Origin of the sequence: Pseudoalteromonas piratica (assembly GCF_000788395.1) — a bacterium.
Taxonomy (GTDB): domain Bacteria; phylum Pseudomonadota; class Gammaproteobacteria; order Enterobacterales; family Alteromonadaceae; genus Pseudoalteromonas; species Pseudoalteromonas piratica.
Window position 1 is genome coordinate 64,532 of sequence record NZ_CP009888.1, and the last position, 26,486, is coordinate 91,017.

Annotated in this window: 21 protein-coding genes; 6 read left to right on the top strand and 15 right to left on the bottom strand. The window is 40.4% G+C overall.

Annotated features, from left to right (window positions below; translation table 11 throughout):
- Window positions 1–88: 88 nt before the first annotated feature.
- From OM33_RS00285 to OM33_RS00310, 6 genes are all read right to left on the bottom strand, one after another.
- Window positions 89–1,363: an inorganic phosphate transporter gene (locus OM33_RS00285; RefSeq protein WP_038637248.1), complete on the bottom strand. Its 1,275-nt coding sequence runs from the start codon at window positions 1,361–1,363 to the stop codon at window positions 89–91.
- A gap of 37 nt (window positions 1,364–1,400) precedes the next feature.
- Entirely contained in the window at window positions 1,401–2,078 is a 678-nt protein-coding gene (locus OM33_RS00290; RefSeq protein ID WP_038637252.1) for a TIGR00153 family protein, read from the bottom strand.
- A 219-nt stretch (window positions 2,079–2,297) separates the two neighbouring features.
- Window positions 2,298–3,008 (bottom strand): phosphate signaling complex protein PhoU, encoded by a 711-nt coding sequence (gene phoU / locus OM33_RS00295; RefSeq protein ID WP_038637255.1) that lies wholly within the window; start codon window positions 3,006–3,008, stop codon window positions 2,298–2,300.
- An 11-nt stretch (window positions 3,009–3,019) separates the two neighbouring features.
- Window positions 3,020–3,847, bottom strand: coding sequence for a phosphate ABC transporter ATP-binding protein PstB (gene pstB / locus OM33_RS00300; protein ID WP_038642820.1), 828 nt, complete (start codon window positions 3,845–3,847; stop codon window positions 3,020–3,022).
- 39 nt (window positions 3,848–3,886) lie between these two features.
- Window positions 3,887–5,536, bottom strand: a complete 1,650-nt coding sequence (gene pstA / locus OM33_RS00305; RefSeq protein WP_038637259.1) for a phosphate ABC transporter permease PstA — start codon at window positions 5,534–5,536, stop codon at window positions 3,887–3,889.
- Between the two features lie 18 nt (window positions 5,537–5,554).
- Window positions 5,555–7,795 carry an ABC transporter permease subunit gene (locus OM33_RS00310; protein WP_038637262.1) on the bottom strand — a complete coding sequence of 747 codons (2,241 nt, stop codon included), beginning with the start codon at window positions 7,793–7,795 and terminating at the stop codon, window positions 5,555–5,557.
- Between the two features lie 278 nt (window positions 7,796–8,073).
- Between OM33_RS00310 and OM33_RS00315 the strand changes: the two genes are divergently transcribed.
- Window positions 8,074–8,580: a glycine cleavage system protein R gene (locus OM33_RS00315; protein ID WP_038637265.1), complete on the top strand. Its 507-nt coding sequence runs from the start codon at window positions 8,074–8,076 to the stop codon at window positions 8,578–8,580.
- Window positions 8,581–8,632: 52 nt separating this feature from the next.
- On the opposite strand, the gene panP is transcribed toward OM33_RS00315, so the two are convergent.
- A complete protein-coding gene (gene panP / locus OM33_RS00320; RefSeq protein ID WP_038637269.1) occupies window positions 8,633–10,273 on the bottom strand; it encodes a pyridoxal-dependent aspartate 1-decarboxylase PanP in 1,641 nt (546 codons plus the stop codon).
- A gap of 230 nt (window positions 10,274–10,503) precedes the next feature.
- Between panP and OM33_RS00325 the strand changes: the two genes are divergently transcribed.
- Window positions 10,504–12,378 carry an EAL domain-containing protein gene (locus tag OM33_RS00325; RefSeq protein ID WP_038637271.1) on the top strand — a complete coding sequence of 625 codons (1,875 nt, stop codon included), beginning with the start codon at window positions 10,504–10,506 and terminating at the stop codon, window positions 12,376–12,378.
- On the opposite strand, the gene trmB is transcribed toward OM33_RS00325, so the two are convergent.
- From trmB to OM33_RS00355, 6 genes are all read right to left on the bottom strand, one after another.
- A complete protein-coding gene (gene trmB / locus OM33_RS00330; protein WP_038637273.1) occupies window positions 12,365–13,039 on the bottom strand; it encodes a tRNA (guanine(46)-N(7))-methyltransferase TrmB in 675 nt (224 codons plus the stop codon). The two genes, OM33_RS00325 and trmB, sit on opposite strands and share 14 nt — an antisense overlap.
- 7 nt (window positions 13,040–13,046) lie before the next feature.
- Entirely contained in the window at window positions 13,047–13,814 is a 768-nt protein-coding gene (locus OM33_RS00335; RefSeq protein ID WP_038637276.1) for an ABC transporter permease, read from the bottom strand.
- Window positions 13,814–14,734, bottom strand: a complete 921-nt coding sequence (locus OM33_RS00340) for an ABC transporter ATP-binding protein (RefSeq protein WP_038637279.1) — start codon at window positions 14,732–14,734, stop codon at window positions 13,814–13,816. The genes OM33_RS00335 and OM33_RS00340 overlap by 1 nt, the downstream gene beginning before the upstream one ends.
- A gap of 32 nt (window positions 14,735–14,766) precedes the next feature.
- Window positions 14,767–15,393, bottom strand: a complete 627-nt coding sequence (locus OM33_RS00345) for a flavin prenyltransferase UbiX (RefSeq protein ID WP_038637282.1) — start codon at window positions 15,391–15,393, stop codon at window positions 14,767–14,769.
- A gap of 7 nt (window positions 15,394–15,400) precedes the next feature.
- The gene (mpl, locus tag OM33_RS00350) at window positions 15,401–16,744 is read right to left on the bottom strand and encodes a UDP-N-acetylmuramate:L-alanyl-gamma-D-glutamyl-meso-diaminopimelate ligase (protein WP_038637285.1); all 1,344 of its coding nucleotides are present in this window, start codon (window positions 16,742–16,744) and stop codon (window positions 15,401–15,403) included.
- A gap of 118 nt (window positions 16,745–16,862) precedes the next feature.
- Window positions 16,863–19,265 (bottom strand): zinc-dependent metalloprotease, encoded by a 2,403-nt coding sequence (locus tag OM33_RS00355; RefSeq protein WP_038637288.1) that lies wholly within the window; start codon window positions 19,263–19,265, stop codon window positions 16,863–16,865.
- Window positions 19,266–19,420: 155 nt separating this feature from the next.
- On the opposite strand from OM33_RS00355, the gene OM33_RS00360 reads away from it, so the two are divergent.
- The gene (locus tag OM33_RS00360; protein ID WP_038637290.1) at window positions 19,421–20,389 is read left to right on the top strand and encodes a class 1 fructose-bisphosphatase; all 969 of its coding nucleotides are present in this window, start codon (window positions 19,421–19,423) and stop codon (window positions 20,387–20,389) included.
- Between the two features lie 72 nt (window positions 20,390–20,461).
- Here the strand turns inward: OM33_RS00360 and OM33_RS00365 are convergent, their stop codons facing one another.
- Both OM33_RS00365 and radC read right to left on the bottom strand, forming a co-directional pair.
- Window positions 20,462–20,677, bottom strand: coding sequence for a bacterioferritin-associated ferredoxin (locus OM33_RS00365; protein ID WP_010561924.1), 216 nt, complete (start codon window positions 20,675–20,677; stop codon window positions 20,462–20,464).
- A 128-nt stretch (window positions 20,678–20,805) separates the two neighbouring features.
- Window positions 20,806–21,480: a RadC family protein gene (radC, locus tag OM33_RS00370; protein ID WP_038637294.1), complete on the bottom strand. Its 675-nt coding sequence runs from the start codon at window positions 21,478–21,480 to the stop codon at window positions 20,806–20,808.
- Between the two features lie 95 nt (window positions 21,481–21,575).
- Between radC and coaBC the strand changes: the two genes are divergently transcribed.
- From coaBC to OM33_RS00385, 3 genes are all read left to right on the top strand, one after another.
- Window positions 21,576–22,784 (top strand): bifunctional phosphopantothenoylcysteine decarboxylase/phosphopantothenate--cysteine ligase CoaBC, encoded by a 1,209-nt coding sequence (gene coaBC, locus OM33_RS00375; RefSeq protein ID WP_081990977.1) that lies wholly within the window; start codon window positions 21,576–21,578, stop codon window positions 22,782–22,784.
- An 82-nt stretch (window positions 22,785–22,866) separates the two neighbouring features.
- On the top strand, window positions 22,867–23,454 hold the full coding sequence (gene slmA / locus OM33_RS00380; protein ID WP_038637297.1) for a nucleoid occlusion factor SlmA: 588 nt from the start codon (window positions 22,867–22,869) through the stop codon (window positions 23,452–23,454).
- A 121-nt stretch (window positions 23,455–23,575) separates the two neighbouring features.
- Window positions 23,576–26,356 (top strand): S9 family peptidase, encoded by a 2,781-nt coding sequence (locus OM33_RS00385; RefSeq protein WP_038637299.1) that lies wholly within the window; start codon window positions 23,576–23,578, stop codon window positions 26,354–26,356.
- The last annotated feature ends 130 nt before the right edge of the window (window positions 26,357–26,486 follow it).

A 26,486-nucleotide genomic window follows, 5' to 3' on the forward strand; every position in this document is an offset into this window, starting at 1 on the left:
CGGGTTAATTTAATAAACTAATTAAATTTAGGACAAAAAAAGACCCCATTGCGTGTTCGCACATGGGGTCTTTTCAAGCTAAAAGTCTTTACACTTGAAGGCCAAAAATAGCCGCCAATACATAGTAGATAACAATAGCTAATACCGCGCCCACTGGCAAGGTAATAACCCAAGAAACAACGATATTTCTTACAACACCTAAGTTAAGTGCTGCAATACCGCGTGCCATACCTACACCCAGTACTGCACCTACTAGCGTTTGTGTTGTTGAGATTGGTAAACCTGTACCTGAAGCAATAACAACCGTTGATGCGGCAGCTAATTCTGCAGCAAAACCGCGGCTTGGCGTAAGGTGTGTGATACCTTCACCAATGGTTTTAATTACTTTCTTACCAAGGATAGCTAAACCAATAACAATACCTAAACCACCAAGCGGTAAAATCCACCATACTAGCGCTGATTTCTTAACGATTTCACCATCATGCTGAACAATGCTTACTACCGCAGCTAGAGGACCAATCGCGTTTGCAACATCGTTTGAACCGTGCGCAAATGCCATACAACATGCAGTTACAATCATTAGAATTGCGAATACCTTTTCAACATTGTTGAATTGCATTTCTTTGTCAGCTGCAGGGTCCATTTTTAGGCGTGCAATTAATACTTTACCTAATATTGCCACAGCCACAGCTGCGCCAATTGCAATGCTGTAACCTTCAACAGTACCTAGCTCTAAACCAACGTGCTTTAAACCTTTCTTGATAGTAACTAACGCCATAACAAATGCTGCAAGACCCATATAAATAGGCACATAACGTTTCGCATTATTAAGTGGTGAGTCAGTATCAAAAATTAGTTTTTGTGCACTCATAAAAATAAGGTATGCAATAAAGCCTGAGATAGCAGGTGTTACAATCCAACTACCTACGATACCCGCTACTTTTCCCCATTGGATTGCCTCTGTGCCTACAGCAACGAGTGCAAAACCTACAATCGCACCAATAATTGAGTGTGTAGTAGATACTGGCCAACCAAGGTATGACGCCACTAATAGCCATACACCTGCAGCTAACAGCGCTGAAATCATACCTATAACCAGTGATTCTGGAATAGCAACAAAGGCTGAAGAGTCAATGATACCTTTACGAATGGTTGATGTTACTTCACCACCAGCAAGGTAAGCACCTGCAAACTCAAAAATCATCGCGATAATAATCGCTTGCTTAATGGTTAGCGCTTTAGAGCCAACCGATGTACCCATCGCATTGGCAACGTCGTTCGCACCAATACCATAAGCCATGATAAATCCCACTACGGCCGCAATAATCACCAAAGTGGAGCCGTAATTTGCAATAATATCCATCAAGTAACCTTTAACTTAACTTTTTAAATTAGTTTAATTAACGTGCTAGCATTAGCTCTAAACGTGAACCTACACGCTCAGCGATATCTGCTAAATCACCCACCCACTCAAGGATCTTGTATAAGAACATCACATCGATTGGGTTTAATTCATTTTCGATTTCACGCAACTGACGGCGCAATGTAATTTGCATTTCATCAGTATCACGCTCAATTGCGTCGAGTTCTTCTAGCATATTTTCAACTAACGTTACTTCACGGCCACGGAAACCTGTTTCTAGTAACTCATCGAGTTCATTGATGGCTTTAGAAGCTTGTTTCGTCGCGTCAATACAACGATTTAGGTAAGTAATAAAATCAGCTTGAATTTGCTCAGGAATTTCCATTTCACGACCTAATACACGGCCTGCTATGTCCTTAGCTTTGTTAGCAATTTTATCTTGTTGAGTGATCAGTTCCAGAAGGTCTGTACGCTCAACAGGAAGGAATAATCCGCGCGGTAGTTGCAAGCGAATATCACGTTTAAGCACATCCGCCTTGCGTTCTAAGTCGCGAATATTAATGCGGATCTCAGATGCTTGTTCCCACTCTTTATTAAACGCATGTTCAAAGAAAGACGTTAACAAAGCACTGGCTTGATGAACAATTTTAATATGTTCTTCAATTGGTTTGATAGGAGATTTAGCAAAAACCCCTAAAAATGCATTACTAGCCATAATTGACCCTTAAATTTTAAAAGCGCACAAATTTTACAGGAATCAGCCAACCGAGGAAAGGCTTTAACATACAAGTATTACAGTAAGTTGAAATTCCTTAATTTAGATTATCAAACAATTAAATTTACGCTAGTTAATAGACTAAAATTGTTGTGAACTTCAAAGCAAAAAAGGGTAAAAGCGAAACCGCTTTTACCCTTTTCTTAAAACTATTTTTTCTTAGTTTCCAATAATATCGCGTTCAATATCATCTTGTGCAATATGACGAATATCTTTTCCTTTAACAAAGTAAATTACATATTCAGCAATATTTTGGCAACGGTCACCAATGCGCTCAAGTGAACGAACTGACCATACTAAGTCCATTACTTTAGGAATTGAGCGCGGATCTTCCATCATATACGTCATAATCTGGCGTGTAAGCGCTTCATATTCACGGTCAACTTTGGCATCTTCTTTATGTACTTGGAAAGCAGCTTCTGCATCCATTCGGGCAAATGCGTCAAGCACATCGTGCAACATTTGCGATACATGACGCCCCATATTGTCAATGTTACCTAATAGACCCTGTTGATCTTTTGCAGTAGATTCAAGCGCTACCTTTGCGATGCGACGCGCTTCATCACCAATGCGTTCTAAATCCGCAATGGTTTTTGCAATCGCAACAACCAAGCGTAGATCGCTTGCTGCTGGCTGACGCTTTGCGATAATGCGTGTACATTCTTCATCAATGCTCACTTCCATCGCATTTACTTTGTAGTCGCCAATTTCAACTTTTTTTGCCAATTCAGCATTACTATCGTTTACCGCATCAAGTGCAGAGTTTAATTGCTGCTCAACTAAACCACCCATTGCAAGTACATGATTGCGAACGTTTTCAAGCTCTTGGTTAAAGTTACCTGAAATATGTTTTGAGATATTATGATCCATAACTTTAATCCTTACCCGTAACGACCTGTAATGTAGTCTTCTGTTTTCTTTTTCTTCGGTGTGGTAAACAGAGTATTAGTATCTGAGTATTCAATTAGCTCACCCATATACATAAACGCTGTTTGATCCGACACACGTGCTGCCTGTTGCATGTTGTGTGTAACAATAACAACAGTATACTTATTTTTTAAATCGTTGATTAGTTCTTCGATTACTAACGTCGAGATTGGATCAAGTGCTGATGTTGGTTCATCAAGCAGTAACACCTCAGGCTCAATCGCAATGGCACGTGCAATAACCAAACGCTGCTGCTGACCACCTGACAGACCAAAAGCACTGTCATGTAAGCGATCTTTTACTTCTTCCCATAATGCTGCGCCACGTAATGATGCCTCAACAACTTCATCTAATTTACGCTTATCTTTAATACCTTGAAGTCGTAAACCATAAACCACATTTTCATAAATTGATTTAGGAAATGGATTTGGACGCTGGAATACCATACCTACGTTACGACGTAGTGCTGCAACGTCAACACTTTTATCATAAATGTTTTGGTTGTGAAGCAGAATTTGACCGTCGATACGACAGGTATCAACTAAGTCATTCATGCGGTTAATACAACGTAGTAGCGTTGACTTACCACAACCAGATGGGCCGATAAATGCCGTTACCTGACCCTTTGGGATTTTCATGCTGATATTGCTCAGCGCTTGTTTATCACCGTAGTAAAGATCTAAATCTTTAATTTCAAGAGCAGTTTGTTCTGCCGATAAGTTTTCTAAATCAAGCTGTAAGCTAGTTGCAGATTGATTCATTTCTGGAGCAACAGTAATCATTTTTACTAAACCTATTAAACTTTTATCACCGCAGAACAATTAGTGTTCTAACGACCTGAATTTTTCACGTAAGTGGTTACGAATACCAATTGCAGTGATATTCAGTGCCACAATAACTGCCACAAGTAAAAATGCAGTGGCATATACCAGCGGACGTGCCGCTTCAACATTAGGGCTTTGGAAACCAACATCATAAATGTGGAAACCTAAGTGCATAAATTTTCTATCTAAGTGTACAAACGGGAAGTTCATATCAACTGGTAGCGTTGGCGCCATTTTAACTACACCAACAAGCATCAGCGGTGCTACTTCACCAGCTGCACGTGCAACAGCAAGAATTAAACCTGTCATAATAGCAGGGCTTGCCATCGGTACAATGATACGCCAAATAGTTTCCGCTTTAGTTGCACCAAGTGCTAATGAACCTTGGCGCACAGAACTTGGAATACGTGATAAACCTTCTTCTGTTGATACAATAACTACCGGTAGAGTCAAAATCGCAAGCGTTAGTGCTGACCAAATAACACCTGGTGTACCAAACGTAGGGCCTGGTAATGCTTCAGGGTAGAATAATTGGTCAATGCTGCCACCAAGCATGTATACAAAGAAACCTAAACCAAATACACCGTAAACAATCGAAGGCACACCCGCAAGGTTAATTACCGCGATGCGGATCATTTTGGTAATAGAGTTTTTCGCAGCGTATTCGTGTAAGTAAATTGCAGCAACTACACCAAATGGCGTCACGATAACAGCCATTAGCATAACCATGAATACAGTACCGAAAATTGCAGGGAACACCCCACCTTCCGTGTTTGCTTCACGAGGGTCATCGCTAACAAATTTACCAATCTGCTTAAAGTAATGACCTATTTTAGCCATTAAACCCATATCATTTGGTAATGTTACATCAAGCACTTGGTAAAGTGGGATAGTAACTAATTCGCCGCGCATATCTTTAACAATCACTTGGTCACGCTTTGCTGCATCACGGAACTTAAACAGCTCTTTTTCTAGCACAAGGTATTGTTCGCGGTACTCTTTACGTTGAGCTTCAAATTCCGCCACTTTTTCGTGCGTTAGTTCGCCTTTAAGATCAAGTGCTTTTTCTTTTAAACGCAAACGCTCTAAGTCATAGTTAATATGGCCAATTGGACCATTTTGCAGATCAAGTGCAGATTCATTAAGTTCAACGGCACGCTCTACTAACTCTTCAAGTACAGTTAACTTTTGCGCTTCATCAACCGCTTTACCATCTTTGATAACACTTTCAATGTAACCGTAGAAGTTACCGTTTTTGCTACGTTCGAACACAGCTAGTTGACTCGGTGTAGATTGTTCAACGATATCGGTTGATAAAATCCAACGGAAATCCAAGTCTACATATTCACGGTTACCAGTTTTAATCAGTAATCGCTCAACTTCTTCGCCAGTAAAACCGTGCAAATCAATATTTGCTGCTTGTAAACGTTCTACAGGCACCATTTCACGGTCGTAAATTTCACCAATAACCGTTTCTTTCACATCACCACGATGCATTTCAAACTGCGTTACTTCGGCTGGCCAAAAGAAACCTAAACCACGACCTGCAATCATCGCTAGTAAGCCAATTACAGAAATCAAACTGATACTTACAGCACCACCTGTCATCCAAATCCAAGGTGAGCCAGATTTAAACCACTGCTTCATTTATTAAATCTCCTAACCTTACAGTGAACTATACTTTTCACGTAAACGCTGACGAACAAACTCAGCAATCGTGTTAAAGACAAAGGTGAAAATAAACAACACAAACGCCGCTAAGAATAGAATACGATAGTGAGTACTACCTACCTCTGATTCTGGCATTTCTACTGCAATGTTAGCTGCTAAGGTACGCATACCTTGGAAGATACTCCAGTCCATAATTGGTGTGTTACCCGTCGCCATTAATACGATCATGGTTTCACCCACGGCACGACCTAAGCCCATCATTACCGCAGAAAAAATACCTGGACTTGCCGTTAGTAATACAACACGTACAAGTGTTTGCCACTGTGTAGCACCTAGTGCTAGTGAACCATTTGATAAGTGTTTAGGTACACTGAATACCGCATCTTCAGCAATTGAGAAAATGGTTGGTATTACCGCAAAGCCCATTGCAATGCCCACAACAAGCGAGTTTCGCTGGTCAAAATCAATGCCTAATTCATTAGTAATATAACGACGCACATCACCATCAAACACCCAAAGCTCTACTGCAGGGCTTAGTGCAAATGCAATGTAGCCTGCTAATAATACAACTGGGATTAATAAAACTGCGTGGCTACCATCAGGGATTCTGTGGCGAATTGATTCTGGTAAATTTTGCCAGAAAAATGCCGTTAATAAGATGGCTACTGGCGTTAACAACAGAATCAACATAATTGCAGGTAAGTGAGATTCAATGAGTGGTGCCAACCAAAGACCTGCTAAGAAACCTAGAATTACCGTAGGCAATGCTTCCATAATTTCAACGGTTGGCTTCACAAAGCGACGCAACTCTGGCGACATAAAATACGCCGTGTAAATTGCAGCAGATAACGCAATTGGCACAGCGAATAGCATCGCGTACATTGCCGCTTTAATGGTACCAAATGAGATTGGTACGAGAGATAGTTTTGATTCAAAGTCATCACTCGCTGAGGTCGACTGCCAGATATATGCAGGCTCAGGATAACCTTCGTACCACACTTCTTGCCAAAGCGCAGACCAAGACACTTCTGGGTGCTCATTTTCAATATCGATAACGATAAGTTTATTACCAGAAAGCATTAATGCTGCATTTGAACGTGGTGAGATAGAGAAGAAATCGATGCCAGCATCACTTACTTTGCCTGACCAAAGTTCGCTCTCACTAGTTGTGTAATAAAGCGATAACTCACCTTGCGTATTCGTGCTGAAGAAGGTACGGCGGTAGAACTCACTGTACAAACCTGAAATATTGCTATCATTGCTTGCAAATGCGCGGATTTTTGCAAATTTACGGCCTTGCTCACTATTGATTTCAAACCATTGTGAGATTTCACCGTTATCATTTACTAACATTAATGAGTTAGCGCCTGAAAGTAGCTGCATTTTCACTAAATTAGCGTTTTCTTGGTTTGCTGCAAGGACTTGAATTTGCGTGATATCTTCAATATCACGGGTGTTATAAATATAAACTTTGTTAGCAACACGTACAAATGCACGACTAAAATCAGGAGAGATAAGCAATTCATCAATCTTGCCTTCTACCGGGATTTCAGTAACTTCGCTTGACCATTCCATTTCACCAGAAAACATGTTTTCTTCAGCTGATAACATGCTAAATAATAAACGTTTATCTCCAGTCACGGCCAACACACCAAGACGGCTATCTTCAACATCATAGCTAAAAGCAAATTGACGAATTGAAGCACCTTCATCATCAATAACGATTTCATCTTCACCTATTGGATAGGCGATGCTTGGGTTAATTGTGCGTTTGTCATTGGCAAAACCGACTTCAAACTTAGGCTCAACAACTTTGATGGCACCATTTTCTAAGCCATATGCATACATGCCTTGATGAGGCGCGGTGCGTGCAAAACTAGTCACTGGGGCATCAAACTCAACAGCGAAATTTTTCAGTTTATCGCCAAATTTTTCACCCTTGATTTGGTAGTAACTTAATTCACCCGTTGGCGTGAATAAATAAGCAATTTCGCCTTGCTCTTCCATGCCACCTGCAATGTATTCTTGGTTTGCTGGTAGTGTGAATTGATTTCTCACTTCAACTTGTGCAGAAGCGAAAATTGGCTGAACTACATACAATAGATAAAAGAAGATTAGCAACAACGCAACCAGCACTAATGTACCACCTGCTGTAATGCTGTATTTAGCTAATTTATCTTTGATCAGTCTGTTTCTATTAGTGTTGAAATCAACACTTGGCGGATTGGAACTCATCCACTTGCCCTTTAAAGATAGAATTAAGTTTTAGTTGGCGTGCATTATATTTTGTCAAGATGACAGAAATGTTACAACCAGTGTAATATTTCGTTTTTATTACCGAAAAGTTACAAGTGTAACATTAACAAAATTTGACAAAATAAATTGGACAAAAGACATCCAATAAACAATACTTAATCCACGCCACAATTTTATTTAATCCCTTGAATTAGCTAACAATTATTCCTTAACTTTCTGTGGTGTGGGTTGCGCTAATTAGAATAAGAGACATATATATGAAGCAGTTAGTATTAACAATTATTGGTCCTGACCGCTCAGGTCTAGTAGATGAACTATCCTCAGCGGTGCTTGCAAACCATGGTAACTGGCTTGCCAGTAATTTAAGTCACTTATGCGGGCATTTTGCCGGTATATTACAGCTCGAAGTGGCCGAAGAGCATTTATCAGCACTTGAAAGTGCAATTCAAGCTATTCCTGATTTAGATGTAAAAATTGAAGCGGGCAAAGAAGAAGTCACAGACACCAACCAACTGCTAAATTTTGTTATCACTAGCAATGATAGGCCCGGTATTGTGCAAGAGCTTTCTAGCGTGCTTCGCCATAAAGGCGCGTCAATTGTACACTTCACCTCTAAACAGCAAAGTGCACCAAATTGGGGAGTACCTTTATTTAATGCTGAAGCTCGTGTAGAACTCCCATCAGGGTTAAGTAAAGATGATGTGGTTGAAGCATTAGAGTCAATTACGTCAGATTTAATCGTCGATATTGAAACTGAAGCCTAAATTAAAATGGGGAGCACCTGCTCCCCATTCTTAAATCTTAGACCTTTCCAAATTAAAGATACTTTGCTAAATACTTTTTAAAGATCGGATCTTTCTCAGCTAAAACGCGTTGCTCTGCCAAAATATCATGCAAAATTTGATTTGAAGTCAACGGATTCGCAAGCACAACGCGAAATACCACAGTGGGTAAATTATCGTACTGATATGGCGTTAACCGTGTACGTGATACAAACGAGCGCCCTGCTTCACGCTGTCGTTTTTGCATACTTGCTGTAAAGCGGTTTAAAGCTGCGTAAATATCGAGTTTGGTTTGCTCATCAGCTGTTTTAAGCACCTCTTTAATTTTTTCAGGTACATAGCGATACGTTAACAAGCAAAGCTCAGGCTCAGTAACTAACTCAAAGTCCTCTGTTTGCTTGATAAGTTCGGCAAAATAGCGGGCTTTTTCGAGGCTTTTATCAATCAACATTTCATAGCCTTTACGACCAATAATTGATAAACAGGCATGCACTAGCATCGCCATACCAGGACGACTGCCTTCAAGCGTATGCGAACCTAAATCTTTTGAACCTTTACGTAGAATATATTCAGCATGATGCTCAACGACATTAACTGTGTCTGGCTCTTTGAAAAGTACAATGCCAGCCCCCATTGGGACATACATTTGTTTATGTGCATCGATGGTGATTGAATCCGCTCGCTCACACCCTGCAAGTAAACTTCTAGCATTATTAGAGAGTAATGTCGCACCACCCCAAGCAGCATCAATATGGAAATGACACTTAATTTCCTCTGCTAAGTCAGCTAATTCATGTAATGGGTCAATATTGCCTGTTTCAGTGGTTCCAGCAACACCAACGATTGCCATCACCTTAATGCCTTTATCGGCCAATTCTTTCGCCTTTTCACGCATTTTAGCAACATTTACTCGATTGTTTTCATCAGTTTCAATCGATACGATATTACTGCGACCAATACCCAAAACGTCAGCTGCTTTACCAAGAGAGTAATGGCCTCGCTCAGACACTAAAATAGCTAAACCTTTGTAGCCATAATGCATCATTGCAGCAACTAAACCATCGCTATTAATACCCGTAAAATCGCCATCAGGTTTAAGTAACTTGTTTCGAGCAACCCAAAGTGCAGAAATGTTTGCAACTGTGCCGCCAGAGCAAAATGCCCCTAACGCATTTTTAGCATTATGCATCGACTTACGGTAAAAGGTATCGTCTTTACCATAAACCATATGATGCATCATACCGAGTACTTGACGTTCAAGCGGTGTAAAAGCTTTTGATGTTTCAATCTTTACCAAATTTTGGTTTAACCCCACCATCAACTTAGACAGAGGTAAAACAAAATGCGGTAACGCGGATGTCATATGACCAATAAAGCTCGGGGCTGATGTATGAACCGAATGTGCAACCAGCTTTTCCATCAGCTCTTGCGCATGTTCTGAAACAAAGCGAGGTTCTTCAGGAATTATTGCCGACTGAAAATCTTTTTCAATCTCATGCAGTGGTTTTTCCACCGCGGCAATGTTTTCATTTAGAAAACCAGCGAGGTTACTCGAAATTTCCTGCTCAATTTTAGCCAAAGTCGAGCCCGGCGCTTCTGGCACCGTAAAAATTCGCATTAAGCTTTCTTCAGACGCTATCGCTGGGCGCACTGCTTGACGTGTTTCATCAACCATACTACTCACTTTACCCAAAAAGTGTTCAAACATATTCATAAAAAAAGGTGGTCAACTCTACTTCAATTACAAGAAAAAGTCTCGCAATTTGCACAATATCTCCATCAAGTATTGTAAAAATCCGACTAAATTTACTACTATTGGGTACTAAAATTAACATAACCCTTTGCTCGCTATACAGTAAAGCAGTATTTTTCAGTTGCAGCAAAATAAGTTAAGCAAGGATCTGCATGCACTACTCAAACCAAGGAATTCGTTGGATTATTTTTGCCTGTTTTCTTTTTTTAGCCAGTTTGGCTGGCTACGTTTATTATGTTTACTCTCATACCTACAATGACATCATGCAAGATGTCGACGCACGCTTATTAAATGCAGCACAAAGTGTAAAGTTCATTCTTGGTGAAGATTATCATAACAACATAGCAGGTCCTGAACATATCGATGAGCAGGCCTACCTTCTGAAAAGTAAACAGTTGTCTGAATTTGCTACACGGCTAGAACTGGAATATGTTTACGCAATGATTTCAGAAGGCGATCAGGTTTATTTTTCAGCATCAAGTTATACCAATGATGATGTTAAGAATAATAAACTAACCTACTTTTACGACCTCTACTCTGAAGCAACAGAATTAAATAAAAAAGCCTTCTATTCTACAGGCCCCGTATTTGAGCACAGTGAAGATCAATGGGGCCATTTCCGCACCATTTTCTTGCCATTCCAAAGTGATGATGGCCGAACCTATTTAACTGGTGCAGATATCACCATCAAAGATCTCAATGAACAACTCACAGCCAGTGTCACTCAGGCTGTTATCACCGCCTGCTTTTTCTTTTTTATTGCCACCCTAGTAGGTGCTTTTTACATCTTTATTCTAAAACGTAATTTAACGCGCGACCCTGCAACAGGCTACGCCAATCATATTGCTTTAGAAAGAAAGCTTCACAATTCTTCGCAACTGCACATGCAGCTTGCGATTATTTTAGTTAGTGACTTAGAAGAAATTATTAGCTTTTATGGTTCACATATAGGCGATACCGTGATGCATAAACTACTGACTCGCTTAGATAAATTAAAAACCAGCGAATGCACCTTGTATCGCCTATCTAGTAATAAAATCGCGCTACTAACATCGTATAACAATCGCACTGAATGCATAAAACAAATTGAAAACCTAAGCAAAAACACGCCCATATTATGCGATCCATTTATTTATGTAACACTTTGCACGGGTATCGCATCTGGCAATAAAACGCTGCTAATTGAAAATGCACGCATTGCGGTTGAACAAGCAAAACGTAGTCGTGAACACGTAGTATTTTACTCCGATGCCATGAACGCACTTAAGAGCCAATACCAGCATAATATAAAAATAGCGAAAGATGTTCGCGATGCATTTAACAACTCTCAAGTACAAGCCTTCTTCCAACCAATCGTGACATCTGATGGCAATGATGTTTTGATGTATGAGGGGCTTGCTCGCATAGAAATGAATAATAAGTTGTACGAGCCAGACTACTTTCTTTCCGTCGTTAATCGCAGTCGCATGGATGGACAGCTAACACGCATAATTTTTCTTGAATGTGTCGATCACTTTCGAAAAACAGATACTTGCTGGAGCATGAATATCACAGCGCAAGATATGCTCGACCCAAGCCTTGCCGCTTTTTTTGACGATGAATTAAAACGCTACCCAACGCCACACAATATTACATTTGAGCTCATTGAAACCGAAGCTGTTGCCAATTTTAATGAAGTAAAAGGGTTTATTACCATGGTTAAACGCCATGGAGCCAAAGTATTTATCGACGATTTTGGAACTGGCTATTCAAACATATCTAACATTTTAAAGTTAGAGGTTGATGGCATTAAGATCGACGCTTCACTCGTCTCACAAATCATTAAAGATGAAGAGGTTTTCTTATTTATCCAACATATTGCGAGTTTTGCTAATAAGGTAAATTTAATACTTATTGCAGAAGGGGTAGAAAATAAATTGGTGGTAGATAAATTGGCAAAAGCGGGAATTAAGTATATGCAAGGCTATTACTTTGCTGAGCCAGCAAAATCGCTAGCTCAACAAGAAGTTCCCGCTAAAGCGAGTTAAGATCAATTTGCAGTCGGTGGCTTTGTTGGCCACTGGCCCAATATTTACGCTCAAATGGGGTAATTGCAGTATCTGCACTGTAAGGCGCAACAGACACATCAACGCCAGCTAAGCCTAAGGCAAAGGCGAACTCATCTACATACGTTTGCCAATTACTTCTCACTTCAAGCTGACCGCCAATTTTCACTATATAAGGAAATACCGGTGCACCATGCCAGCGCCTACCGAGATGCTTCGCTTTCGGCCAAGGGTTTGGATACAGCAAATAATGGTGTGTCACTTGCCATTGATGTTCAACCACCAAGCGCCAAAAGTCATTTAAATCAGCGCGCACTAATAAGTACTGGCCATTTTCAGTTTGTTTGTATTCGACATCGTGTTTTTCAATACGGTGCGCCGACTTATCAATACCAATGACCAAGGCTTCAGGATGCTTTCGTGCAAGGTTAGCTGTACTCTCGCCCACACCACAGCACGAATCGAGAATAATCGGCCCTGCAAATTGCTGTACCTTCTTATTTACCTCATCAAAAGCCGTTTGCGTATGTGCTGCAATTGGTTTTTTAAACTCGGTGCTAAGATGTTTGCGCACCACTTCTTCTAACTTTTCATTTAGCCCGTGTTGATTCGAGCTAATACTTCTTGAATTTGCGTCAGACATATTTCTATCAGTGGCGAATGCCAACCCCTTTATCAATTAAACGGTATGCCACAGCAAATAAACCGCTTATAAACGCAACTATCACTGCAAATGCCGTTGTGATATCCACATCCGAAACACCTAAGAAACCGTAACGGAAAGCATTCACCATATAAATAATCGGATTAAATTGAGATACACCTTGCCAAAAATCAGGGAGCAAAGTAATTGAATAGAATACACCACCTAAATAAGTTAACGGCGTTAAAACGAATGTTGGGATAATGCTGATATCATCAAAACTATTGGCGTAAACAGCATTAATTAAACCGCCAAGTGCAAATACAGCTGCGGTAAGTAATACAGTAGCAAAAATAACCGCTATATTGTGAATTTGAATATCAACAAAAAACAGCGACAAAATAGTAACGATAATGCCAACGCATAAGCCGCGTGCCATACCACCACCCATATAGCCAAGAACAATAATATAGGTTGGCACAGGTGAAACGAGTAACTCTTCAATGCTTTTCTGAAATTTGGTCGAATAGAAGCTCGATGCCACATTGGAATAAGAGTTGGTAATCACCGACATCATAATCAGACCCGGTACAATAAACTCCATGTAGTTAAAGCCACCCATATCGCCAATGCGCGAACCAATTAAATTACCAAAAATAACAAAGTACAGTGACATGGTAATTGCTGGCGGCACAAGTGTTTGCACCCAAATACGGGTAAAACGAATACACTCTTTGATCCATATGGTTTTTAAAGCGGTAAATTGATTACTCATTATTGTTCGCGCCCCTTTTCTACAATTGCAACAAACAGCTCTTCTAATCGGTTCGCCTTATTACGCATGCTTAATACCGTATTACCGGATGTACTTAGTGCATCAAATACACCATTTAACCCTTGTGATTTTTCCACATCTACTTCGATGGTATGGTCATCAATTTCACGAGTTGTGTAACCATCAAGTGAGAATGCTGATGTTGGCTGCTTTAAATCAAGAATAAAGGTTTCTTTATCAAGTTTTGCCAACAGTGACTTCATATTGGTGTTTTCAATAATTTGACCTTTATCGATAATCGCAATGTTTTTGCACAACATTTCCGCTTCTTCAAGGTAATGAGTAGTGAGAATAATGGTCACACCCTGCAAGTTTATTTCTTTTAAGAATTCCCACATTGAACGGCGCAACTCAATATCTACACCTGCGGTGGGTTCATCTAAAATCAGCAGCTGCGGTTTGTGCATTAACGCACGTGCAATCATTAAACGGCGTTTCATACCACCAGATAAGGTGCGCGCTTGCTTATCTTTTTTATCTGCAAGGCCTAGTTGCGCCAGTAACTCATCAGCACGCTTATGTGCCTCTGCGCGTGGCACGCCATAATAACCGGCTTGGTTCACTAAAATTTGGTTAAGTGTTTCAAACTGGCTAAAGTTAAATTCCTGCGGTACTAACCCTAAATTAGTTTTAGCCTTACCAAGGTCAGTATCAATATCATGACCGAAGACTTTTACCGTGCCTTTAGTTTTATTTACAAGCGAAGAAATCACGCCTATTGTGGTCGATTTGCCAGCACCATTAGCACCTAACAGCGCAAAAAAATCGCCTTTCTCGACCGTTAAATCAATTCCTTTAACAGCTTGAACACCGTTACTGTAGGTTTTTTCTAAACCAACAATTTCGAGAGCTTTTGTCATTGTGTTTTGCGTTCCAATTTTGGATGGATTAATTAGCAGCCGTAGCCCCAACGTTTAGCCAGAGTATGCTCAATAGATAAATGATCTAAAATGCGCGCCACCATAAAGTTAACCAAGTCATCAATTGAACTTGGGTTATGATAAAACCCAGGTGCTGCAGGCATGATAGTTACACCTAGTTGCGCCAGCTTATGCATATTTTCAAGGTGAATCGCGCTAAGCGGTGTTTCGCGCACCACCAGCATTAATTGACCTTTTTCTTTAATCACTACATCAGCTGCACGCTCTAATAAGTTATCAGATGCGCCATGACTAATCGCCGATACAGTACCTGCGCTACACGGGCAGACAATCATCTTTTTAGGTGCAGCACTACCCGACGCTACAGGGCTAAACCAGTTATCTTTGCCAAATGCTTTAACCTGATTTGGCTTGGCATTGAATAAGCTAGATAGTTGCTCCGTTGCCTTTTCTTCGTTGCCCGACAGTTTTACGTCTGATTCCGTATCAAGCACCACGCGGGCTGCGCTTGATACCAAAACAAATACTTGATGATTTAACGAAATTAGCGTTTCAATTAATTTTAAACCATACGGCATGCCTGAAGCACCGCTAAGTGCAACGGTAATGGTTTCATTAAATTCATGGTTTTGCGTCATAAAAAGCCTATTTGTTGGCGAGCGCATCTAAAATACGATTATGAATATTTTCAAAGCCACCGTTACTCATTACCAATATATGGTCGCCGCTAGTTGCTTTTTCAAGTAGCGTTTTAATGATCTCATCTGTGCTGTTAAAACATAAAGCGCCAGCATTATTGGCAACGTCTTTGAGTGACCAGCTTAGGTTCTCTGGCTCAAATAAAATCACATCGTCGGCATTTTCGAGTGACGCTAATAATGTATTTTGATGCACGCCCATTTTCATTGTATTGGAACGTGGTTCTAATACGGCAAAAATACGCGCTTGGCCCACTTTTGCTCTGAGCCCTGCTAAGGTTGTTTTAATAGCAGTGGGATGATGGGCAAAATCATCGTAGAGCTTAATGCCCGCAACCTCGCCTTTTAATTCCATACGGCGCTTTGGTGAAATAAACTCAGCCAGCGCCGCAATTGATGTTTCAACAGGAATACCTACATGACGCGCGGCTGCAATCGTCATTAAAGCGTTTTTAACATTATGCTCGCCAATTGCTTGCCAACTCACACGCCCAACGATAGCGCCACCAAGCAGTACATCAAACTCACTGCCATCGGCGTTAATAAGTTGATAATCCCAGTCATTGCCAAGTTGCTCTTGCTCACTCCAACAACCTTTTTCGATAACTTGCTGAATATTTATATCATCGCTTGGCCAAATCACTTTACCTTGCCCTGGTACAATGCGTAATAAATGATGGAACTGCTTTTGAATTGCCGCTAAATCTTCAAAAATATCAGCGTGGTCAAATTCAAGGTTATTGAGAATTAAGGTGCGCGGCAGATAATGCACAAACTTACTGCGCTTATCAAAAAATGCGGTGTCATATTCATCTGCTTCAATGACAAAAAACGGTGTTTTGCCAATGCGCGCCGACAGGCCAAAGTTTTGTACAACGCCACCAATTAAAAAACTTGGATCAAGACCAGCGTATTCTAATACCCATGCAAGCATACTGGCTGTGGTGGTTTTACCATGAGTACCTGAAACTGCTAGCACCCATGCATCTTGCAATACATTATGTTTTAACCACTCAGGGCCGGAAGTATATGGAATACGATTTTCAAGCACATATTCAACACATGGATTACCACGGCTCATGGCATTACCAATCACTACAATATCTGGTTTTGGCTTTAACTGTGCAACATCGTAACCTTGAATGAGTTCAATGCCTAACGACTCAAGCTGAGTACTCATTGGTGGGTAAACGTTTTGATCTGAGCCAGTAACTTTATGGCCCAAGGATTTTGCAATGGCTGCGATGCCCCCCATAAAGGTGCCGCAAATACCTAAAATATGAATATGCATTGTTGTTAATTCTTGTCGTATAAATTCGATATGAGCTTTAAAAAATTTAACAGTTCAAAAAAAAAGCCCATTAGATTTCGCTAATGGGCTTAGTATGCCATAACTTACCAATTAGGTGTTAAATAGGTGAGCCTGGTGGCATAGGTAATGGTTTGAAGTTACCCTGCCAGCTTCCCTTTTCTATCGACTTGGTTAACACATTGGCGATGTGTTTTTTGAAGTTATCGTTAGTACGTGCATATTTACTACTAATAAAGGTAATTTGACCAACTAACTCAGCCTGTACCTCTGGGTCGGTTTTATCACTAAGCGCTGCATTGACTAAATGATATGCCGTCACCATTTGAATGCGCTGTGCAACTTGATGCAACATGCCTTGCTTTTGGTTACTGAAAAACACTTGCTCACAAAGTTGAAATAACACATTACGCGCACTTAGCTGTTTGCTGTCTCGCATCGCTTGGAAATGAAGGCGATTAAGACGCTGTGAGTTTAACAATAAAGAAAGTGAATGATTTGCAGAAACCTCCGGTAATGCTAACGGATCAAGTGTTAAACCTGTACGGCCAACTAGACTTTCACGCGTTTTGTATTCTCCGTAAGCTTTTGGTGTAATCACATCAAGTACGTGCTCAGGTACCACTAACTGGTCAGCATCAAGCGTTGTTAATAACGCGCTTAGTGCTTCTTTTTGCTTAGCAACATCAACAAGCTTGTTGCCTTTAAAAGTATCACCACTACGTAACTCATAATCGTAATCAATGCCAGCAATCAATTTAACCGCCGCTTCCGTTTGATAACGATGGAATAAATAAAGTGGAATAAACACTTCTTCTAGCTGCGATAGCGCCGTACCGTTTTTAATATTATGAAGGCCAAACTTCGATATCGCTTTTTCACGAATAGCAAGCACTCGTTGAAGCTCTTGGCTCGGGTTTTCACCGTTATCCCATAAATGCGCTGTTGGATGTGCACCGCCTTGCGCACGCGCATCACTATCAGAAATAAACTCAAGACCAAGGCGCTTATTTTCCGCTAAAATTTTTTCAAGCTCTTTTGCTTCACTCAAAATCGGAAAATCTGAGTAACCATATTTCACAACTTGAATATCCCACACACCTAAGCCTTTGCCATAGCCGTTTTCAGTATTAAAGCTGCCATCCTCATTAAAGCTCACTAGTGGATGCGGATAATCCATGACCGAAGCGCGGTCTTTTACTGACGCAGAGAAATTATGCGCAATACCTAGAGTGTGACCTACTTCATGGGCACTTAACTGGCGAATACGGTCAAGGGCCATCGCATGTAATTTTTCGACTGTTTCATCACCTTTTAAGTAAGGCGCTGCCAGTGCTTCTGCAATCAAAATATCTTGGCGTACACGCAGTGAACCAAGCGTTACATGACCTTTAATAATTTCGCCTGTGCGCGGGTCGATGACACTTGAACCATATGACCAACCACGGGTTGCACGATGCACCCATTGGATTACGTTATAACGAATATCCATCGGATCTGCATTTTCAGGTAGCATTTTTACTTGGTACGCGTTTTTATAACCCGCCGCTTCAAAGGCTGCCTGCCACCACTTAGCACCATCAAGTAAAGCTGTTTTTACCGGATCTGGCACACCAGGATCGAGGTAGTAAACAATCGGTTTAACGGCTTCGGAGATTTCAGCTGTTGGGTCTTTTTTCGCTAAGCGATGTTTTGGAATATAACGCACATACATCGACTCAGATAAAGGCGCTGCGTAGTCTTTATATTCTTCACTCCAAAAGCCCGATTGCGGGTGGAATTTTCGCGGTTTAAAGCCATCGTCCGGTAGCTCTATAAACGAGTGGTGTAAGTGGACTGAAATTGAATACGGATCGGGTGCAACCTGTTTTACATATTTACCCGGCTTTGTGCCATTAAAGCTAACAATCGCTTCTAACTCGGTATTTTTAGCAAACGACTTTGAGCGCGGCATATAAACTGCACTTTTGCTTTTATCTAAACTGAAACTACCTTGATTTCGACCCGCTAAGGTTCTTGACACACCATGCACATCAGATAATAGGTAAGGTGTGTAATCAATTAAAACATGGTTATCGCTCGCAGCTTTGATTTCAAAACCGTGTAACACACTTGATGCAAATGCTTCACGAATACTCTGTAGTTCAGCTTTATTGTTGCTGTTTGCTCGGTAGTAAGTATTGTTTTGTTTTAGTAAAAGCTTATTGCCATGTCTTTCAAACTGCACAACTTTTGTATCGCCCAACTGACCACGGTCAAGTCCTATATCATTCGACCCTAAACCGTATGGCATACTGAGTTGTAGTAAAAATTCATGGTTTAATTTATCTACTTCTAAATAAACCTTGCCCGAAGTATTGTCATAATAAAAGGTAAAATAGCCCGGGTAACGATTCATTTCGCTAGTAAATGCATCAATGGGTTTCAGGGTTGCCTGCGCTTTTGGTATACTTAACAGTAACAAAGCACAGATCAGCAGAAATGGTTGTACTAATCTTTGCATCTTCTTTGTTATTTCATTATCAATGGTGCATGGTGCTTAAATGATACACAAGCTGATGTACAATTGTATACAAATTTAACTGAGCGCTACCGAAAGGTTGCCTGTTGCCACCCTCTCACTTTATGTGGCAATAAGCTAATAGTCAGGATTATATAATGCGTAGACTTCCACCAGTATTGATCGAAGACGGCTGTCCTCGTGATCTTTTATCATTGATCAGAACAATTCTTGCTGCTTGTAAGGAAATTTCATTCCGTGTAAGCCAAGGTGAATTATCAGGTGTTTTAGGTTCAACCTTAGATGAAAACATTCAAGGTGAAACACAAAAGAAGCTTGATGTTTTATCGAACCAATTACTCAAAGATATTCTACTTGAGTCTGGCTATGTAAAAGCCATCGCGTCTGAAGAAGAAGATTATACTGTTGCTGGCAACCCTGATGCTGAATATATCGTTGCATTTGATCCACTAGATGGGTCTTCAAATACCGATATTAACTCGTTAGTTGGTACTATCTTTTCAATTATGAAAGCGCCAAAAGACAAAGCCGCTGATGATCAAAGCATTTTCATGCAAGCGGGTAAGCACCAAGTCGCAGCAGGTTATGTGCTTTATGGCCCTTCAACTATGTTGGCGTTAACTATTGGTAAAGGCACGCGTTTATTTACATTAGACAGAACGCACGGCAGTTTCTTACTTACTGAAGATAAAGTAACTATTCCTGAAGATACTAAAGAATTCGCAATTAATGCATCAAATCAGCGCCATTGGCTAGCACCAATGCAAAACTACATTGCTGATTGTCTTGCTGGTGAAGAGGGTCCGCGCAAGAAAAACTTTAATATGCGTTGGATTGCCTGCATGGTAGGTGATGTTCACCGTTTATTATGTCGCGGCGGCTTATTTACTTACCCTGAAGATACAAAAAACCCAGAAAAGCCATTCAAGCTACGCTTACTTTATGAAGCAAACCCAATGGCAATGCTAGTAGAGCAAGCTGGCGGTGTTGCATATGCAGGACTTGACCGTATTTTAGATATTGAACCGCAAGAGATTCATCAGCGTGTTGCTGTTACCATGGGTTCAAAAAATGAAGTTGAGATTTGCTTGGATTATCACAAGTAAGCAATCTTTATCTTGAGTAATAAAAAAACCGCGATTTACGCGGTTTTTTATTTAGGAATCTTATATTTTGAATCAAGCTACTTTTTGGCAGCTGGTGTAATCAACACTTACTTTAATAGCTAATTCTTGCTGCGACTGTGTGATTACATCCTTTGCATGACACACACATTTACCACATTGACTGCCTACACCTAAACAACCACGCACATCTCGCATCGAATCCATACCATCGGTTACGGCCTGTTTAATCTGTTTTTCAGTAACTGCATGACAAATACAAACGTACATAATAAGTGAGTGCTTTCAAAATTAATTACACTACAAATTTTAATGCTATTGAGAATAATTTTCAATAATATTAATAACTGTAAAAACAGCTATTTACAAAAAAGCATTAATTAACCTTCTTTTTTCCTTCAAATTTGTCCATGCTCTGCAAAGGAGTGAGTATTACCAGCAGCAATTATAATGTGATCTAAAATACTCACATCAATCAAAGCAAGCGCGTCTGATAATCGCTTTGTAATTAATTTATCCGCCTCTGAAGGTTCAGCTATGCCACTTGGGTGGTTATGTGCCAAAATCACATTTGCCGCGTTGTATTTAAGCACTGTGGTAACGACTTCTCGGGGATAAACCGATGCTGCGTTAATCGTACCTTGAAATAAATTGATCGATTTAATAAGCCTGTTTTGGCTATCGAGCAGCAGCAAGTAAAAACATTCTTTGTGCTCTTTTTGTAATTCGCATTTTAGGTAGTTTATTACCGAATAAGGCGAATCAAATACGGCTTCTCGCTTAAGTTGCTCAGCAAAAAAACGTTTACTCAGTTCAAGCACAGCTTGCAGCTGAACATATTTTGCGGGTCCGAGCCCTAATTGCTGACAGAATGAATCACACTCCAGTGACAGGAGTTGACCAAGTGAGCCTTGTTGTTTGAGCAATGTATCGGCAAGTTCAATAGCATTTAGCCCTTTAATACCGGTACGTAAAAAGATAGCTAATAACTCTGCGTCGGTTAAACTCGATGCGCCTTTACTTAATAGCTTTTCTCTAGGTCTTGCCTCAATGGGCATTTGATTTATTTGCATTTAACAATCCTTGTTAAGCTCTTTGCGTTCATTTAATAGTATAGCCAGCCTCGCCAAAAATCATCGAAAATGGTATGGTTTGGCTAATTTAAAAAATGTCATTAATTATTATGTCGAAGAAAATAGTATTGGGAATTACAGGCGGCATCGCTGCTTATAAATGTGCCGAATTAACAAGACGTTTAACTGAAAACGGTGCGCAAGTTAAGGTAGTAATGACTGACTCTGCACAACAGTTTATTACCCCGCTTACCATGCAAGCCGTATCAGGAAACCCAGTTTCGACATCTTTACTTGACCCTGCGGCTGAAGCGGCGATGGGTCACATTGAATTTGCAAAATGGGCTGATCTTATTTTAATTGCACCAGCCAGTGCTAACACCATCGCCAAAATGGCGCATGGAATGGCCGATGATCTTTTAACCACCTTAGTACTCGCAACACCTGCTAAAGTAGCAATTGCACCGGCGATGAATCAGCAAATGTACGCCCATCCTGCAACCCTGCAAAACTTACAAAAATTAAGTGAATATGGCGTGTCTATTTGGGGACCTGCCAGTGGCGAGCAAGCCTGTGGTGATGTAGGTAAAGGGCGAATGCTTGAACCAAACGAGCTAGTTGAGTTGTGTTTAATGCGCGAAGATACCCCACTGCTGGCAGGTAAAACTGTGACTATCACAGCGGGTCCAACCCGTGAAGCGCTTGATCCTGTGCGTTTTATCTCTAATCACAGCTCAGGGAAAATGGGCTTTTCACTAGCGTGTGCAGCAAAAGCGCTGGGGGCCAAGGTAAATCTAATTAGTGGCCCAGTTAATTTAACCACACCAAGTGAAGTTAATCGTTTTGATGTTGAAAGTGCACAACAGATGCATGATGCTGCCATGGAGTTAGCTGTTAATTCAGATGTATTTATTGGCTGTGCTGCAGTTGCCGATTACAAGGCAACGACGACTGCAAATAATAAAATTAAAAAACAGGGCGATACCATGACCATTGAGCTCAGCAAAAACCCTGACATTATCGCGTCAGTTGCAGCGCTTGAAGAAAACCGCCCGTTTACAGTCGGTTTTGCCGCCGAAACAAATGATGTTGCTAACTACGCTAAAGGCAAACTAAAAAATAAAAATCTCGATATGATTTGTGCCAACGATGTGTCCGATTCTAGCATTGGTTTTAATAGTGAAAACAATGCGATGACACTCTTTTGGCCGGAGGGCGAACGCCATTTATCGCTGCAATCAAAACAGCAAATTAGCCATTTAATATTAAAAGAAATCGCATCAAAACTGGCGGCTAAAAAGTAAAAAAGCTGGCATCTAAAATCAGAAGTAATTAAGATAAACGGCTCTTGAGGTTGATAATAATGATAAGAAGTAAGGGATAAAAATGCCTGCCACAAAACGTAGTAATCGCAAGGAAGAAATTTTACAAGCACTTGCGCAAATGCTTGAAACCAGTCCGGGACAACGCATCACCACGGCAAAACTAGCATCTGAGGTAGGTGTTTCTGAAGCGGCGCTATACCGCCACTTCCCAAGCAAAGCACGTATGTTTGAAGGATTAATCGAATTCATTGAAAACGCGCTGCTTTCAAATATCAATATTATCTTAGAAAAAGAAAAAGACACCCATAGCCGTATTCACAACATTTTATTGCTACTTCTCAGTTTTGCTGAAAAAAACCCTGGTATTACACGTATTCTTACTGGTGATGCACTGCAAGGTGAGCAAGAACGATTACGCGAGCGTATTCAAGGCTTATTTGAAAAGCTAGAAACACAACTTAAACAAGTGTTACGCGAACGCAAATTACGCGAAGGTAAAACGTTTACCCTTGCAGAAGAGCAACTTGCTAACCTTTTGCTTGCTTACGTTGAAGGTAAAATGAACCAATTTGTGCGTTCTGATTTTAAAGCAAAACCAACCGCGCAATTTGACGCGCAGTGGTCACTTTTCACCTTAGCTTGGCACTAATACCCTCGCGTTGAAGTAAACGTTTTACTTCAACGCACTATTTTGCAACTTATCGCATTCCCTTTCTTCTTTTTGGTTTCTGTTTACACTAGAGCTAACAATTAGCACTAGGTAATCATTAATGAAACTTGCGTTTACACTTTCGAGCTTAGCGTTAGCAACCAGTTTTGCATTAAGCGCCAGCGAATCTCTTCAATTTAAAGACGTATTTGATTTTAAATACGCAAAGTCATCTCAACTTTCTGAGCAGGGAAATTTACTTGCATTTAGCGCCACACCATATCGAGGTAATAGCGAAGGACAGGTCTATACACTTAACAACAAAGCACTGCTCGCAACAATTGAACGTGGCACCTCTCCAGTTATTAATAAAAATGAAAAATGGGTAGCGTTTACAGTCAAACCAGACCTACTTACCAGAGAAAGTGCATCAAAAGATAAAAAGAAAAAGCTAAAAAATGATTTATCGTTAGTAAATAGCGAAACAGGCAAGGTTATCACCTTTGAACGTGTTGAAGATTTCGTTATTTCAAATGATGGTAACTGGCTGGCATATCGCACAGAAGTTAAGAAAAAAGACGAAGCCAAAAACGATAAAAAAGCAGATAAAAAAGCAAAAGAAAAAGACGATAAAGACGCGAAGTTAAAAGCGGATAAAAAAGATAAAGTTTACACCCTTAATATTGTGAACTTAGCAAACGAACAACAGCATTCAATTGAGAATGTTCTTACTTACGCCATTGCACCAAGTAGCACGCAGCTTGTTGTGAGCCAAGTAAGCAAAGAAGGCGATAAAAACGCCATTAGCCAAATTGCCCTGCCAAACTTTGCAATGAGCAGCTTATTTACAGAACCTGGGGTTGTGGCAAACAAACTCGTTTGGCATCCAACCAATGATATGTTAGCGCTTTCTGTAGGTAATTACGTTAATGATGATAAACGTCGTCGTGAGCATTCACTTTACTTATGGCAAAGTGAAAACAACCAATTAAAGCAAATCGAAACCCCTATCGAGAATTGGTTCATCGGTAAAACAGCTAACTTAAAATGGTCTGAAACTGGCGAGCGCCTTTATTTTGAAACGCGCCCAATGCTTTCAGCCAAAATTGAAAAGAAAAAATACAAAGCGCAAAACGACCTTTTTGATTACGATGTAATTCGTGACCAAAAAGGTTTAAAAGTATGGCATCACAAAGATGCCGAAATAAAGCCGCGCGAAATTCAACAGTGGAATGAAAAGAACAAAAACCGCCATTACCAAGCGGTATTTCATTTAAACAGCGGTAAAGCCGTACAGCTCGAAACTGAGCAAGTTACAGATGTTAGATTACACACTGAAAAGCAATTTTTACTAGGTTATAGCAATAAACCGCATCTTCACAAAATTATGTATGACGGTTTCTTTGCAGATTACTACGCAGTAGATACTAAAACAGGTAACAGCGTTAAAATTAGCGAAAATACCCGCGCACGTCCGACGCTTTCACCTAATGGTCAATTTGCTGCATACTTCGATAAGGGTCAAGTTCAGCTTAAATCACTCAAAAACGCCAAGCTGAATGCGATAACCAAAGGCATTCGTGCCACTTTTGGCGACGACCAACACGATTATCCTAGCGAGCAACCTGGCTATGGTTTTGCAGGCTGGAGCAGTGATAGTAATACCCTTTATGTATATGACAAATACGATATTTGGGCATTTGATGTAAACACGCAGCAAGGTGCACGTTTAACCCATGGCTATAAATCCGAAACACGTTATCGCGTTAAAAGCTTAGATAAAAACAAACTATCTTTTGATTTAAACGATACCTTATTACTTTCAAGCTTTAACCTAGATAACAAACAAACGGGCGTTGCTAAGCTTAATTTAGCTAACAATCAGTTGGAACAGGTTTTAACTGGCGAAGCGCGTTTTGACCTAGTAAAGAAAGCGAAAAATGCTGATACGTTAATTTATACGCGTCAAAGTTATCATGAATTTCCTGATTTTTGGTTAAGCGACACATCGCTTTCCACTTCAACTAAATTAACTAACCTGAACCCACAAAAAGAGAATTTTGCATGGGCAAGTAAACCTGAACTGGTAGAGTATAAAGGCTTTGATGGTGAAGATTTACAAGGCGTGCTAATAAAACCTGCCGGCTATAAAAAAGGCGATAAAGTGCCTGTGGTCATTTATTTCTACCGCTATATGAGCCAACGCATGTATGACTTCCCGAAAATGGAGTTAAACCATAGACCGAACTTCCCGATGTTTACTTCAAATGGTTACGCGATTTTCTTACCAGATATCCGTTTTGAAATTGGTCACCCAGGTAAATCATCAACTCAAACTATGATCAACGCAGCACAAAAACTGATTGATATGGGTGTTGCAGACAAAGACAAGATTGGTTTACAAGGTCACTCATGGGCCGGTTACCAAAGCGCCTTTATGGTAACGCAAACAGATATGTTTAAAGCGGTTGTATCGGGTGCACCAGTATCAAACATGACCAGTGCATACAGTGGCATTCGTTTAAAATCAGGTCTTGCGCGTCAATTCCAGTACGAAACCGGACAAAGCCGCATTGGCAAAGACTTGTTTGAAGGCTTAGATTTATATATTGAAAACTCGCCGGTATTTTTCGCCGATAAAGTTAATACACCAATTATGATTATGTTTGGTGATAAAGATGGTGCAGTGCCGTGGCAGGAAGGTATTCAATACTATTTAGCGCTTCGCCGTGCAGGTAAAGATGTGATTTTCTTACAATACGAAGGTGAACCACACCACTTGAAGAAGTTTCCGAACCAAGTAGATTTCTCAATTCGTATGATGGAATACTTTGATCACCACCTTAAAGGTAAGCCAGCACCAAAGTGGATGCAAAATGGCGTGCCATTTGAGAAAGAGTAATCAAATTCAAATACTAAAATGGCGAGTTTGTAACTCGCCATTTTTTAGCTCACTCATTCAGTTTAGCTTAAGCTTAAAACCGTATAGTTAGTTTCAGGAAGGGAATTCCGATTGAGTAAAGTAACATTCA